This is a genomic window from Streptomyces sp. NPDC046215 (assembly GCF_040646215.1).
GTDB classification, from domain to species: domain Bacteria; phylum Actinomycetota; class Actinomycetes; order Streptomycetales; family Streptomycetaceae; genus Streptomyces; species Streptomyces stramineus.
In genome coordinates this window covers 19,411-31,701 of sequence record NZ_JBEYZW010000025.1, presented here as the reverse complement: position 1 = coordinate 31,701, position 12,291 = coordinate 19,411, and the positions used below count along the sequence as shown (strand labels likewise).

At 74.2% G+C, this 12,291-nt stretch carries 16 protein-coding genes; 6 read left to right on the top strand and 10 right to left on the bottom strand.

Annotated features, from left to right (window positions below):
* Positions 1-103 precede the first annotated feature (103 nt).
* The 3 genes from ABZ951_RS13835 (at position 104) to ABZ951_RS13825 (ending at position 2,002) form a co-directional block, all read left to right on the top strand.
* Positions 104-709, top strand: a complete 606-nt coding sequence (locus tag ABZ951_RS13835) for a TetR/AcrR family transcriptional regulator (protein WP_344090410.1) — start codon at positions 104-106, stop codon at positions 707-709.
* 42 nt (positions 710-751) lie between these two features.
* Positions 752-1,264 carry a DinB family protein gene (locus ABZ951_RS13830; RefSeq protein ID WP_344090407.1) on the top strand — a complete coding sequence of 171 codons (513 nt, stop codon included), beginning with the start codon at positions 752-754 and terminating at the stop codon, positions 1,262-1,264.
* Positions 1,265-1,336: 72 nt separating this feature from the next.
* Positions 1,337-2,002, top strand: a complete 666-nt coding sequence (locus ABZ951_RS13825) for a hypothetical protein (protein ID WP_344090405.1) — start codon at positions 1,337-1,339, stop codon at positions 2,000-2,002.
* Positions 2,003-2,028: 26 nt separating this feature from the next.
* Here ABZ951_RS13825 and ABZ951_RS13820 read toward each other — a convergent pair whose 3' ends face one another.
* The 5 genes from ABZ951_RS13820 to ABZ951_RS13800 form a co-directional block, all read right to left on the bottom strand.
* A complete protein-coding gene (locus ABZ951_RS13820; protein WP_344090403.1) occupies positions 2,029-2,715 on the bottom strand; it encodes a uracil-DNA glycosylase in 687 nt (228 codons plus the stop codon).
* 117 nt (positions 2,716-2,832) lie between these two features.
* Positions 2,833-3,588 carry an SDR family oxidoreductase gene (locus ABZ951_RS13815; RefSeq protein WP_344090401.1) on the bottom strand — a complete coding sequence of 252 codons (756 nt, stop codon included), beginning with the start codon at positions 3,586-3,588 and terminating at the stop codon, positions 2,833-2,835.
* 14 nt (positions 3,589-3,602) lie between these two features.
* Positions 3,603-4,364, bottom strand: a complete 762-nt coding sequence (gene fabG / locus ABZ951_RS13810; protein ID WP_344090399.1) for a 3-oxoacyl-ACP reductase FabG — start codon at positions 4,362-4,364, stop codon at positions 3,603-3,605.
* A 154-nt stretch (positions 4,365-4,518) separates the two neighbouring features.
* Entirely contained in the window at positions 4,519-4,914 is a 396-nt protein-coding gene (locus ABZ951_RS13805; RefSeq protein WP_344090397.1) for a DUF3037 domain-containing protein, read from the bottom strand.
* Positions 4,911-5,735, bottom strand: a complete 825-nt coding sequence (locus ABZ951_RS13800; protein ID WP_344090394.1) for a HipA family kinase — start codon at positions 5,733-5,735, stop codon at positions 4,911-4,913. The genes ABZ951_RS13805 and ABZ951_RS13800 overlap by 4 nt, the downstream gene beginning before the upstream one ends.
* 176 nt (positions 5,736-5,911) lie before the next feature.
* On the opposite strand from ABZ951_RS13800, the gene ABZ951_RS13795 reads away from it, so the two are divergent.
* Entirely contained in the window at positions 5,912-6,391 is a 480-nt protein-coding gene (locus ABZ951_RS13795; RefSeq protein ID WP_344090392.1) for a Rieske (2Fe-2S) protein, read from the top strand.
* Positions 6,392-6,466: 75 nt separating this feature from the next.
* Here ABZ951_RS13795 and ABZ951_RS13790 read toward each other — a convergent pair whose 3' ends face one another.
* Positions 6,467-7,132 (bottom strand): isochorismatase family protein, encoded by a 666-nt coding sequence (locus ABZ951_RS13790; RefSeq protein WP_361279877.1) that lies wholly within the window; start codon positions 7,130-7,132, stop codon positions 6,467-6,469.
* 129 nt (positions 7,133-7,261) lie between these two features.
* Between ABZ951_RS13790 and ABZ951_RS13785 the strand changes: the two genes are divergently transcribed.
* Positions 7,262-7,729 carry a pyridoxamine 5'-phosphate oxidase family protein gene (locus ABZ951_RS13785; RefSeq protein ID WP_344090385.1) on the top strand — a complete coding sequence of 156 codons (468 nt, stop codon included), beginning with the start codon at positions 7,262-7,264 and terminating at the stop codon, positions 7,727-7,729.
* Between the two features lie 25 nt (positions 7,730-7,754).
* Here the strand turns inward: ABZ951_RS13785 and ABZ951_RS13780 are convergent, their stop codons facing one another.
* The gene (locus ABZ951_RS13780) at positions 7,755-8,660 is read right to left on the bottom strand and encodes a LysR family transcriptional regulator (RefSeq protein ID WP_344090383.1); all 906 of its coding nucleotides are present in this window, start codon (positions 8,658-8,660) and stop codon (positions 7,755-7,757) included.
* Between the two features lie 75 nt (positions 8,661-8,735).
* Here ABZ951_RS13780 and ABZ951_RS13775 point away from each other — a divergent pair, with 75 nt between their 5' ends.
* Positions 8,736-9,764 (top strand): DMT family transporter, encoded by a 1,029-nt coding sequence (locus tag ABZ951_RS13775; RefSeq protein WP_344090380.1) that lies wholly within the window; start codon positions 8,736-8,738, stop codon positions 9,762-9,764.
* A 27-nt stretch (positions 9,765-9,791) separates the two neighbouring features.
* On the opposite strand, the gene ABZ951_RS13770 is transcribed toward ABZ951_RS13775, so the two are convergent.
* The 3 genes from ABZ951_RS13770 to ABZ951_RS13760 all read right to left on the bottom strand — a co-directional run bounded on the left by ABZ951_RS13770 (position 9,792) and on the right by ABZ951_RS13760 (position 12,187).
* Positions 9,792-10,787, bottom strand: coding sequence for an EamA family transporter (locus ABZ951_RS13770; protein ID WP_344090378.1), 996 nt, complete (start codon positions 10,785-10,787; stop codon positions 9,792-9,794).
* 31 nt (positions 10,788-10,818) lie between these two features.
* Entirely contained in the window at positions 10,819-11,352 is a 534-nt protein-coding gene (locus tag ABZ951_RS13765) for a Clp protease N-terminal domain-containing protein (protein ID WP_361279873.1), read from the bottom strand.
* A gap of 184 nt (positions 11,353-11,536) precedes the next feature.
* Positions 11,537-12,187, bottom strand: a complete 651-nt coding sequence (locus ABZ951_RS13760) for a PadR family transcriptional regulator (RefSeq protein ID WP_344090374.1) — start codon at positions 12,185-12,187, stop codon at positions 11,537-11,539.
* Positions 12,188-12,291 lie beyond the last annotated feature (104 nt).

Sequence of the window (12,291 nt, the reverse complement as noted above, 5' to 3'; positions counted from 1 at the left end):
GTACGGGTGGCCGCCGGCCGGCCGCTCCGGGGGCCGACGGGCAGCGGGGCGGCGGTCACACAGCGCCACGGCCCCCGGGGGACGCGCCGGATAGGTTGAGGGCATGGCAGTGGAAAACCTCCCCCCGAAGTCCGCCGCGCGGGAACGGGCCCGGCTGGTCGCCGACACCGCGCTCGCCCTCCTCGCCGAGCGCGGCATGCGCGGGCTGACCCACCGGGCGGTCGACGAGGCGGCCGGGCTGCCCGCCGGGTCGACGTCCAACCTCGCCCGGACGCGCCTGGCCCTGCTGGAGGCCGCCGTGCAGCGGCTCGCCGCGCGGGAGACGGAGGCGCTGGCGCTGGGGGAGCTGCCGGACCCGGCGGAAGGGCACGAGCGGCTCGCCGACGCGGTCGCGCTCACCCTGCACCGGGCCCTGACCGGGCACCGGGAGCTGCTCGTCGCCCGCTACGAGCTGGCCCTGGAAGCCTCGCGGCGACCGGAGTTGCGGGAGGTCTACGACTCGGCGGGCCGGGTGTTCCGCGAGCCGCTCGTCCACCTGATGGCCGCGGCCGGGTCCGCCGACCCCGAGCGGCACGCGCTGTCCCTCGTCGCCTGGTGCGAGGGGCTGATGTTCTCGTGCGTGGCGGGCGCCTTCCACGCCCGCGCGCCGGAGCGGGAGCGGCTGCGCGAAGGGGTCGGCGAGCTCCTGCGCGGCATGCTGCTCCGGTAAAACCCGTGGCGGGAGGTGGGGCGGAACGCCAGGATGGTCGCCATGTCGACATCCGAGCGGCCCGTGCCGCCCACCATCTCCGACGAGCGCACCGGCCTGGAAAGCTGGCTCGACTTCCACCGGAGCACCCTGGCCCTGAAGTGTGAGGGGCTGAGCGACGCCCAGTTGCGCGAGGCGTCGGTGCCGCCGTCGTCGATCAGCCTGCTCGGGCTCGTCCGGCACATGGCCGAGGTCGAGCGCAACTGGTTCCGGCGCGTGCTCGCCGGGGAGGACGCCGAGCCGATCTACTACAGCGACGACGACCTCGACGGGGACTTCCGCGTCGGTGAAGGGGACACCTGGGAGGAGGCCCACGCCACCTGGCAGGCGGAGATCGCCGCGGCCCGCGAGGCGGCCCGGGGCCGCACGCTGGACGACATCGGCCTGCGGCCGTCCCACCACGGCAAGATGTACGACCTGCGGTGGATCTACGTCCACATGATCGAGGAGTACGCGCGCCACAACGGCCACGCCGACCTCGTCCGTGAGCGGATAGACGGCGCCACCGGCGCCTGACGCGCCGGGCTCCGGCGCGTCACCCGTGCGGGGAATTCCCAACCCGGCCGCCGGGGCGGCAGAGTTGAGCGAATGTATCGCATGCCCGCAGCGGCGGCCCTGGCGGCGGTGGCGATGGCGACAGCCGTCGGCTGCGTCTCCGTCTCCCCGCACGCCGCGCCCGACGCTCCGCCCGGCCGCTCACGCCCGGCGGCGCCGGGCATCGCGCAGGGCCCCGCACGGGAGGCCCTGGTCTACACGGGCCCGGACGGCTCGGACGACCTGTTGGAGGATCCTTCCCGGCATGCGCGCGAGGGCCGGCCCTCCGGCACGCCCCCGGGTCTGCCGGCCACGGACGGGCCGTACCGCGCCGACGCTTCGCTGCCCTCGTTCCGCGGACACCGGACGGACCCCTCGCGGCCCGGCGGCCCGCCGGACGTCCGCAGCCCGCACCCGGACGTCCGCAGCCCCCGCCCGGGCTCGGCGGGCCCGTCCTGGCGGAGGGAGCGCGGGGAGGCGTCCCCGCGCCGCTCGGATCCTTCCCGCGGCGAGCCGCTTCCCCGGTACGAGCCACCGCCGCCCCCGGCGTCCCAGCGGCAGGCCGACCCCGAGCCCGCCCGGGAGCCCCGCCGCGAGGCCCCCGCCCCGGCGCCGGCGCCCCGCTCGGGCAACGGCGTCTGCGCGGCGGGCCGTACCTACGGCCAGTGGCAGCCGAACAGCGACGCCAACCGCATCTGCGGCCAGGTCTACGGACACTGACCGGCCGGCCCGCGCGGGCGGCGTGCTCAGACCGCGAGGCTGGGGATGCGCCAGTCGATCGGCTGGTGCCCCTGGGCGGCGATCGCCTCGTTGATCTGCGTGAAGGGGCGGCTGCCGAAGAACTTCTTCGCCGACAGCGGTGAGGGGTGGGCGCCCTTGACGACGCTGTGCCGCTCCTCGTCGATCAGCGGCAGCTTCTTCTGCGCGTAGTTGCCCCAGAGCACGAAGACGGCCGGGTCCGGCCGGGAGGCGACGGCGCGGATGACCGCGTCGGTGAATTTCTCCCAGCCCTTGCCCTTGTGGGAGTTGGGCTCCCCGCCGCGGACCGTCAGCACGGCGTTGAGCAGCAGGACGCCCTGCTCGGCCCACGGCATGAGGAAGCCGTTGTCCGGCACGTCGTGGCCGAGCTCCTCGCTCATCTCCCGGTAGATGTTCCGCAGGGAGGGAGGCGTCCGCACCCCGGGCCGGACCGAGAAGCACAGCCCGTGGCCCTGGCCCGCCCCGTGGTAGGGGTCCTGGCCCAGGATGAGGACCTTCACCTGGTCGTAAGGGGTCGCCTCCAGGGCGGCGAAGACCTCGCCGCGCGGCGGGTACACCGGCGCCTTCGCCCGCTCTTGCTCGACGAAGTCCATGAGCTCCTTGAAGTAGGGCTTCTCCAGCTCTTCGCCGAGGACACCGCGCCAGGACGCGGGCAGCAAGTCGGTGACGGTCACGTCGACAACCTCCGGGGTTCGATCAGCTCTCACCCGAGAACCTACCGGCGACCACTGACAACGCCTGACGCGAGACCCCTCGGGCCGGGGACGCGCGGCCCGGGGGCGTGCGGCCGGTCAGAACCCGGCGTTGAGGAAGAGCCCGCCGTCCACGACGAGGTTCTGGCCGGTGACCCACGCGGCGGCGTCGGAGAGCAGGAAGGCGGCGACTCCCCCGATGTCCTCCGCCGTCCCCAGCCGCCCGAGCGGGTAGGAGGCCACGACCTCCTCCTCGCGCCCTTCGTAGAGGGCCGCGGCGAACTTGGTCTTCACCACGGCCGGGGCCACGGAGTTGACCCGGACGCCCGGTGCCATCTCCTGGGCCAGCTGCAGGGTGAGGTTGACCATGGCGGCCTTGCTCATCCCGTACGCGCCGACGAAGGGGGCGGCGGTGACGCCCGCGATGGAGGCGATGTTGACGATCGCCCCGCCGTTGTCCTTCTGCCACGCCTTCCACGTCTGCTGGGCGAAGCCGAGCGCCGAGATGACGTTGGTCTCGAAGACCTTGCGGGCGACGGCGAGGTCGACCTCGGCCATCGGGCCGAACACCGGGTTGGTACCGGCGTTGTTGACGAGGAAGTCGACGCGCCCGAACGCCTCCATCGCGCGCGCGACGGCGGCCTCCTGGTGCGCCTCGTCGTGCGCCCTGCCCGCCACGCCGATCACCCGGTCGGCGCCGAGGGCCTGCACGGCCTGTTCGAGGGAGTCCTTGTTGCGCCCGGTGATCACGACGCGGTCGCCGCGGGCCACCAGCGTCTCGGCGATGCCGTAGCCGATGCCGCGGCTGGCGCCCGTGACGAGGGCGACCTTGCCGGAGAGTTCCTGTGCGGTCATGTCCGTGCCCCCGGTCAGTTGAGCGGTCCGCCGGCCACGTACAGGACCTGGCCCGAGACGAAGCCGGCCTGCTCGCCGGTGAAGAAGGCGACGGCGTGGGCGATGTCGGCGGGCTCCCCGACGCGCTGTACGGGGATCTGGCTCGCCGCCGCGGTCTTGAAGTCCTCGAAGCCCATGCCGACGCGGGCGGCGGTGGCCGCGGTCATGTCGGTGGCGATGAAGCCGGGGGCGACGGAGTTGGCGGTGATGCCGAACTTGCCGAGCTCCTTGGCCAGGGTCTTGGTCAGGCCCTGCATGCCGGCCTTGGCGGCGGCGTAGTTGGCCTGGCCGCGGTTGCCGAGCGCGGAGCTGCTGGAGAGGTTCACGATCCGGCCGAAGCCGGCGTCGACCATGTGCTTCTGGCAGGCGCGCGACATCAGGAACGCCCCGCGCAGGTGCACGTTCAAGACGGTGTCCCAGTCGCTGTCGCTCATCTTGAACAGCAGGTTGTCCCGGAGCACGCCCGCGTTGTTGACGAGGATCACGGGCGCGCCGAGCTCGGTGGCGATCCGGGCGACGGCCGCGTCCACCTGGGCGGAGTCGGAGACGTCACAGGCGACGGCGAGGGCCTTGCCGCCCGCTGCCGTGATCTTCTCCACGGTGTCCGCGCAGGCCGCCGCGTCGAGGTCGAGGACGGCGACCGCGTGCCCCTCCTCGGCCAGGCGGACGGCGGTGGCGGCGCCGATGCCACGGGCGGCGCCCGTGACGACGGCGACGCGCTGCTCGGTGGTGGACATGCGGGTTCTCCTCGCTTCGGACAACAGGACACGGCGGCTCACCGACCCGGATCCGTGGGTGAGCAACCGCTTAGTAGCGTGAGCAGAGCTGACGCTAGAAGCCCGGCCACCTGCTGTCAACGCTCTCCCGGGCTCTCCCGCGCCCCGCCCGGCCTCACCGCACGAGCAGCTCCAGCAGCCGCTCCGACTCCCGCTCCGGGTCCGCGGTCAGCCCGCTGTGCACCGGCCCGGGCTGGACGACCGTGCTGCGGGGCGCGATCAGCCAGCGGAAGCGCCGCCCGGCGTCGTCGCGGGCGGCCTGACCGGCCCGGTCCCCGCCGAGGCAGACGCCTTCGACGGCGCCCAGCGCGGCCCGTACCCCAGCGACGTCCGCCGCCGGGTCGAGCGCCAGCAGCCGGGCCTCGTCCAGGTGGACGCGCGCGGCGACGTAGGAGCGCGCCTGGCAGTAGACGACGACTCCGGCATTGATCAGTTCGCCGCGCTCGACGCGCGGGACGACCCGCAGCAGCGCGTACTCGAAGACATCGCGTCCGTTGTGGCGCCCGGTCACTTTCCGGCCCTTCCGTCGAGCCTGACACGGACCCACTCCGGGGCCTGCGAGGGCTTGTCCTTGCTGCGCTCGCCGAGCGTGATCCGCTCGCCGACACTCGCCGCGCGCTCCAGCAGTACCTCCACGTACGCGCGGCGCAGGGCGTCCGGGCTCTCAAAGCCCGGCTCGTCCGCGAGCCACTCGTCGGGGACGTCCGCGGCGACCTCGGTGAGCAGTTCCTCGGTGACGCGCGGGGCGAGGGCGGCCGCGGCCGCGGCGATGTCCGGGGCGAAGGTCGCCAGGACGTGGTCGGAGGCGTCGTAGGGCTTGGCAGCCGCGGCGCCGGCGGCCGGCCAGTTGTGGTGCCAGATCATGGTGGCACCGTGGTCGATGAGCCACATCTGTCCGTGCCACACCAGGAGGTTGGGGTTGCGCCAGGAGCGGTCGACGTTGTTGATGAGCGCGTCGAACCAGATCACGCGCCCGGCCTCCGCCGCGCCGACCTCGAAGGCGAGCGGGTCGAAGCCGAGGGCGCCGGGCAGGAAGTCCATGGCGAGGTTGAGCCCGCCGCTGGCCTTCAGGAGCCCCTGCACCTCCTGGTCGGGCTCGCCCCGGCCGATGACCGGGTCGAGCTGGATCCGCGCCAGGTCGGGGACGCGCAGCCCCAGGGCGCTGCCCAGGCGGCCGCAGATGACCTCGGCGACGAGGGTCTTGCGGCCCTGGCCGGCGCCGGTGAACTTCATGACGTAGGTGCCGAGATCGTCGGCCTCGACGATGCCGGGGAGCGAGCCACCCTCACGCAAGGGCGTGACATAGCGGGTGGCGGTGACTTCGGGGAGCATTGCCCCAGGCTACTGGGGTCGCGGGCGCCGCACGGCCACGGCGGGCCGGGCCGTTCCCCGCCGCCGCCCGCGGGGGTTTCGCCGGAAAGCGCGCCGGGCCGCTGAACGCCGGCGCCGCCGGAGCCGTATGTCTCATGTGAACCAGCAAGCCCACCAGTAAGGCCAGAGGAGCGCACATGGCACACACGTCACCGGTCCGGGCGGGTACGAGCCGCCGCACCGTCGTCGCGGCCGCCGGGGTCACCGGGCTGGCCGCGGCGCTCGCCGCCTGCGGCTCGAACGGCGGGGACGGCGGGGAGGACGCCGCCACGCCGCCGCGGCAGCGGACCCCCGGGTCCGAGAGGCCGCCGAACGCCGGGGAAGCCGGGGAAGGGGTGCTGGCCTCGGCCGCGGACATCCCGAAGGGCGGGGGAAAGGTCTTCGCGGACCGGAAGGTGGTGGTGACGCAGCCGTCGGAGGGTGAGTTCAAAGCCTTCTCGGCGGTCTGCACCCACACGGGCTGCCTGGTGAAGGAGGTCTCCGGCGGCACCGTCAACTGCCCCTGTCACGGGAGCAGGTTCAGCGTGGCGGACGGCAGCGTGCAGGCGGGTCCGGCGCAGCGGCCGCTGCCCGAGGAGCGCGTCACCGTCGAAGGGGGGACCGTCCGCCTGGGCTGAGCGCGCCCGCGGCGCCGGGGGCGGGCCCGTGGCGCCGGGGGCCCGCCTCCGGCGCCGCACGGCGCGCCGGGCCCGTCACCGTGCCCGGCGCGGGGGCCGCCAGGCACGCAGGACGGCGTCGGCCGTGGTGACGGTGGCGACGAGCGCGAGGGTGTGGCGGATCATCGCCGCGGTGTAGTCCGCGGGGACCCCGGCGATCGCGTCGGCCGGGACGACGGCGGTGTAGCCGAGGTTGACGGCGTCGAAGACGGCGTTGGGTATCGCGATGTTCGCGGAGACGCCGGTGACGATCAGGGTGCGGCAGCCGAGGTTGCGCAGCAGGGCGTCCAGGCCGGTGCCGGCGAGGGGCGAGAGGCCGTGCAGCCGCCGCACCACGAGGTCGCCGTCGCCGACGGGGACCGGTTCGGCCACGCGCACGGCCGTGGTGCCGGCGAGCTGCTGGACGGGCAGTCGCTCGGCGGCGCGGAAGAGGCGGGCGTTGCGGCTCGCTCCCCGGCCGTCCGGGCGGCGCTCGGCGACGGCGTGCACGACCTGGACACCGGCGGTGTGGGCGCCGGCGACCAGCCGGGCGACGGCGGCGAGGGCCCCGGAGGTGCGCGCGGCCGCGGCGAGTTCGGGCAGGGCGCTGTCGGGGCCGACGACACCGCGCTGGCACTCGACGGTCAGCAGGACGGTCGTGGCGGGGTCGAGCGGTTCGAGCGGTGGGGTGGCCGGTGCGGCTGCGCGGGGCGTCGGCGCCATGGTGGTTCCCTCGTCGCGTGCGGGCCCGGCGGGTGCGGGCGGGGCCGCGTGAGGGTAGCGGGGCATTGCGCGCGGGGGAAGCGGGGCGCATGCTTTCTGATACTCAGTCAGGTACCGGGAGGTGCGGGGATGGTCGCCACCCAGCGGCGGGGCCGCCGGATCATGATGACGGCGGCGGAGCTGGACGCCTTCCTCACCGGGCAGCGCACCTGCCGGGTGGCGACGGTCGGCCGGGACGGCCGCCCGCACGTGGGCGCGCTGTGGTTCGTCTGGGAGGGCGGGGCGCTGTGGCTGTACTCGATCGTCCGCAGCCGGCGGTGGGCCGAGCTGCGGCGGGACGCCCGCGTCGCGGTGGTGGTCGACGACGGCCGGGAGTACGGGGAGCTGCGCGGGGCCGAGCTGTCCGGCACGGCCGTCTTCGTCGGGGAGGCGCCGCGCACGGGTGCCCCCTGCCCCGAGCTCGACGGTCCGGAGGCGCTGTTCGCCGCCAAGTACTTCGGCCTGCCCGCCATGCCGCACGACGGCCGGCACGCCTGGCTGCGGCTGACCCCGGAAGCGGTGGCCTCGTGGGACTTCCGCAAGCTGGCCCGTGCCTGAGGGGTGGTGGCCGCCGCTTCCGGAGTCAGCCGGTGAGCGACTCCCCGGCCTTGCGCAGCGCGTCGACCGCCGCCCTGATCGACGGCCGCCGGTCGGCGTCCGCGCGCCAGATGGCGTAGACGTGGCGGCGTATCGAGTGGCGTACGGGCAGGATCCGCACCCCTTCCGGCACCGCTCCGCGGCCCAGGCGCGGGGCGACGGCGACCCCGAGGCCGGCGGCGATCAGGGCGAGCTGGGTGTGGTGCTCCTCGGCCATGTGGGAGATGCGGGGCTCGATGCCCTTGCCGCGCAGGGTGAGCATCAGCCAGTCGTGGCAGAACTCGCCCCGGGGCCAGGAGACCCATTCGTCGTCGGCGAAGTCCTCCAGGTCCACTTCCGCCCGGCCGGCGAGGGGGTGGCCGACGGGGACGGCCACATCGGCGGGGTCGTCGAGGATGGGGGCTTTGGCCAGCCCGTCGGGCATCGGCAGGGGCTTGTTGTACCAGTCGAGGACGATGGCGACGTCGATGTCGCCGCGGACGACGCGCGGTACGGCGTCGTCCGGTTCCATTTCCTCCAGCCGGGCGCGCAGTTGCGGGTGGACGTCGCGCAGCTCGGCGAGGGCGGCGGGGAAGAGGCCGCGGGCCGCGGTGGGGAAGGCGCCGAGCAGCAGCTCGCCGACGGCCTGGCCGCGCTGGGCCTCCAGGTCGGCCTGGGCGAGCTCCACCTGGGAGAGGATGCGCGAGGCGTGGTCGGCGAGGAGCCGGCCGGCGTCGGTGAGGCGCACGCCGCGGCCGTGCTTCGCGAGCAGCTGCTGGCCGGTCTCCCGCTCCAGCTTGGCGAGCTGCTGGGAGACGGCGGAGGTGGTCACGTGGAGGCCGTCCGCCGCGCCGCTGACGGAGCCGTGGCGGGCGACGGCGTTAAGGGTCCGCAGGCGGTCCAGGTTCAACATGTAAGCAACACTACGCGATAGTGCGCATTTTTATTTGCTTGTTCTAAGGTTTGAGATCACGTCATGGTTATGCTCATGCGCACCACGAGCACCCCGGCCTCTCCGCCCTCGATACCCTCCGGCACCGCCTCGGCACCCCCCGGCCAGCGAGGGCGCCCCGCCCTCGACTGGAGGATCCGCTTCGGTGTGCTCACCCTCATCTGGGGGTGCAGCTTCCTCTTCATCAAGCTGGGCACCGACGGCTTCGCACCGCTGTACGTCTCCCTCGGCCGCATGCTGTTCGGCACCGTGGTGCTCCTGGCCACGCTGGCCGTCAAGCGGCAGCGCCTGCCGCGGGCGGCCCGCACCTGGGGGCACCTCGTCGTCGCCGCCTTCCTGCTCAACTCCCTCCCCTTCACGCTCTTCGCCTACGCCGAGCTGCGCATCCCCTCCACCCTGGCGGGCATCTGCAACGCCACCACCCCGCTGTGGGGCATGGTGCTCTCGCTCGTCGCCCTCTCGGACGACCGGCCGACCCGGCGCCGGTTCGCCGGCCTGGGCATCGGCTTCCTCGGCGTCCTCACCGTCCTCGGCGCCTGGCGCGGCTTCGCCGGCCAGGACCCGGCGGGCACCGTGATGGCCCTCGTGGCCTCCGCCAGCTACGCGGTCGGCTGGATCTACGTGCGGCGCACCCTCGCCTCGACGGGCGACTCCCACCTGTCGATGTCGGGCGCCCAACTGCTCCTGGGCACCGTCCAGCTCGCCGTCGTCGCCCCGCTCTTCAGCCCCCTGCCCACCTCCTTCCCCGCCGTGCCGCTGCTGGCCGTCCTCGCGCTCGGCGCCCTGGGCACGGGCCTGGCGTTCCTGCTGCAGTACGGCCTGGTCGCCGAGGTGGGGCCGACCACCGCGACCCTGACGACGTACTTCCTGCCCGTCATCGCGACCGTCGCGGGCGTCGCCGTCCTCGGCGAGGAGCTGACGTGGAACACCCCGGTGGGGGCGGTGATCGTGCTGATCGGCGCGGCCCTCACCCAGAGCAAGGGCCCATCGGTGAGCCGGATCCGGCTGCGCGGGGCGGCACGGCCGAAGACGGCGGGGAAGGAAGCCGGGAAGGCACGGGTCTGACCCCGGGCCTCCCCGGCCGCGGCCTTCCTACGGACGCCCCGCGGGCACCGTCTCCTCCTCCGCCGCGGGCAGCCCCTCGCCCCGGGCCACGGGGCCCTCGGCGGCCGGCTTGGGCGTAGAGCTCTGGGCGATGAAGGCGCCCAGCAGCACCACGGCGCCGCCCACGACCTGCGGCGCGGAGAGGGTCTCGCCCAGCAGCACCCAGGCCAGCACCGTGGCGATGACCGCCTCCAGGCAGGCGACGACCCCGGCGACCTGCGGCGAGAGCCGGCGCACGGAGATCACTCCGGTGAGGTAGGCGACCACGGTCGCCACCAGCACGATCCAGGCGAGCAGCAGCGCGGCGGGGACGCTCGTCCCGTTCATGTCGGCGCTGCCGGCGAGCAGGGACCAGTCCATGGACCAGGGGCGGGCGACGGCGGTCAGGACGAGGGCGCCGATGAGGAGGCCGTAGGCGATCACCCCGACCGGGTCGGCGGGCTCGTCGCCGTCGCTGCCGTGGTCGGACAGGACGAAGTAACCGACCTGGCAACAGGCCGCGCCGAGGGCCAGCAGCAGGCCCACCGCGTCGAAGCTCAGCCCGGACCACACCTCCACGACGCACGCGAGCCCGCCGACGGCGAGGACGACGCCCACGGCCGCGGCCCGGCTCACCGGGCGCCGCTGGACGAAGCGCACCCAGCCGAGCACCAGGGCGGGGGCGAGGTACTCCACGAGCAGGGCGACGCCGACGGGGATCCGGGAGATCGCGGCGAAGTAGCACGCCTGGACGCCCGCGACGGCCAGCAGGCCGAAGCCGGCGAGCAGCGCCGGCCGCCTCGTCACCAGGGCGCGGTGGCGCCAGGCGACGGGCAGCAGGACCAGCGCGGCCCCGGCCACCCGCAGCCATACGACGTGGAGCGGGTCCAGACCCGCGAGGATCAGCGGCTTGGCCGCGACCCCCGATCCACCGAACGCGAGCGCGGACACCAGGGCCAGGCCCAGGCCGACGCTCCTCCCCCGAGACTGCTCAGACGCGTGCATCGGATCATCATGGCAGTCGACGACAGGACCGTCACCCCTGTTGCTCATGGCGTGAGACGGCGTCCAGCCGGGCGGTGACGCGTCCCGTGTCGACCCCGGCCCGGCCCAGCACCTCGGCCGCCCGGCAGCGGGAGTCGCGGGCGAGGGCGGCGAGCAGGTCGGTCCCCGTCGCCGGTCCGGTCCCCCGGGCCCGGGCGCGGGCCAGCGCGCCGGCCATGGCCGCGGTCGCGGCAGGCGACCAGCCCGGCACCTCGTCGCAGGGGAGCCGCGACAGCGCTCCGGAGTCCTCCACGGACCCGCTCCAGCGCAGCCCGTAGCCGATGGTGCGCTGCACGAGGTAGCCCAGCAGCCGCCCGACCTGCCCGGCGTCTCCCTCCGCCAGGACGCGGCACGCCTCGGGGTCCGCTTCGAGGAGGGCGTGCAGGAGATGGGCGGTGTCGGCCTGCCGCTCGCCGTCGCGGACGGCGCGGCGGCGGGCGCCCGCCGCCGCGGCGGCCAGCTCGGCGCTGAGGCGGCTCGCGCGGACGGTGCCGGCCGGCTCTGTCTCACGTGTACGGCTTTGCACCTTCTCACCCCATCAGCCACATGCCCATAAAACATCCCCGACGCGGACCATTCGCGCCTCCGACGAGGGTTGGGCGCGAGCGGCCGGGCTCTCCTCCTTGAGGATGACGAGGGGGGAAACGCATCGGGGATCGCCCCGAGGGAAAATCCTCGGAGCGATCCCCGTGCCGGGCCCGCCCGGTGCCCTAGCCCTCGTCGGCGAGGATCAGGTACAGCTTCTTGCGCGACTCGTTGATGACGTCCAGCGCCTTCTTCCGCTGCTCCTCGCTGCCGGTCTTCCAGACCTGCCCGAAGGCTTCCATCAGGGCGAAGCCCGCCTGGCGGGTCTCCTGCACCGACTCCCAGTCGACACCGCGGCCGACCGCCTCCCAGGGCGTCCGCTCCCCGGCCTCGGCCTCGGTCCGGCCCGCGTCGGTGAGCGTGAACAGCTTCTTGCCGCCCTCGCTCTCACTCACGATCAGACCTTCGTCCTCCAGCATTTGCAGGGTGGGGTAGACCGATCCCGGGCTCGGCTTCCAGGCCCCGCCGGAGCGCTCGGCGATTTCCTGGATCATCTCGTAGCCGTGCATCGGCCGGTCCTGGAGCAGGGCCAGGATCGACGCGCGGACATCGCCGCGGCGGGCCCGGCCGCCGGGGCCGCCGCGCCTCCCGGGCCGCCCGCCGAAGGGCGGACCGCCGAAGGGGGGACCACCGAAGGGCGGGCCGCCGAACCCGGGACCGAAGGGCCCGAACGCGGCGCGCCGGCCCTCGAATTCACCCGGGCCGTGCGGGCCGGGGCCGTGGTGCGGGTGCCCGGGGTGCGCCCCGGGGTGTCCGTGTCCATGAGAACGCCACATGGTGATCCTCCTCGTCGATCGTGCTCGTGACCACATTCGTTGATCAGTCGCGTATAGTTCGCGATGTTTCAACGATATATCGGAAACTTTCGAACGACAACACT

Excerpts from the sequence above, each read along its gene's own strand:
- ABZ951_RS13795 (WP_344090392.1), top strand. The coding sequence starts at position 5,912 with ATGGCACACACGTCACCGGTCCGGGCGGGTACGAGCCGCCGCACCGTC.
- ABZ951_RS13790 (WP_361279877.1), bottom strand. The coding sequence starts at position 7,132 with ATGGCGCCGACGCCCCGCGCAGCCGCACCGGCCACCCCACCGCTCGAA.
- ABZ951_RS13800 (WP_344090394.1), bottom strand. The coding sequence starts at position 5,735 with ATGCTCCCCGAAGTCACCGCCACCCGCTATGTCACGCCCTTGCGTGAG.
- ABZ951_RS13785 (WP_344090385.1), top strand. The coding sequence starts at position 7,262 with ATGGTCGCCACCCAGCGGCGGGGCCGCCGGATCATGATGACGGCGGCG.
- ABZ951_RS13775 (WP_344090380.1), top strand. The coding sequence starts at position 8,736 with ATGCGCACCACGAGCACCCCGGCCTCTCCGCCCTCGATACCCTCCGGC.
- ABZ951_RS13760 (WP_344090374.1), bottom strand. The coding sequence starts at position 12,187 with ATGTGGCGTTCTCATGGACACGGACACCCCGGGGCGCACCCCGGGCAC.
- ABZ951_RS13780 (WP_344090383.1), bottom strand. The coding sequence starts at position 8,660 with ATGTTGAACCTGGACCGCCTGCGGACCCTTAACGCCGTCGCCCGCCAC.
- ABZ951_RS13830 (WP_344090407.1), top strand. The coding sequence starts at position 752 with ATGTCGACATCCGAGCGGCCCGTGCCGCCCACCATCTCCGACGAGCGC.
- ABZ951_RS13835 (WP_344090410.1), top strand. The coding sequence starts at position 104 with ATGGCAGTGGAAAACCTCCCCCCGAAGTCCGCCGCGCGGGAACGGGCC.
- ABZ951_RS13815 (WP_344090401.1), bottom strand. The coding sequence starts at position 3,588 with ATGACCGCACAGGAACTCTCCGGCAAGGTCGCCCTCGTCACGGGCGCC.
- ABZ951_RS13770 (WP_344090378.1), bottom strand. The coding sequence starts at position 10,787 with ATGCACGCGTCTGAGCAGTCTCGGGGGAGGAGCGTCGGCCTGGGCCTG.
- ABZ951_RS13825 (WP_344090405.1), top strand. The coding sequence starts at position 1,337 with ATGTATCGCATGCCCGCAGCGGCGGCCCTGGCGGCGGTGGCGATGGCG.
- fabG (WP_344090399.1), bottom strand. The coding sequence starts at position 4,364 with ATGTCCACCACCGAGCAGCGCGTCGCCGTCGTCACGGGCGCCGCCCGT.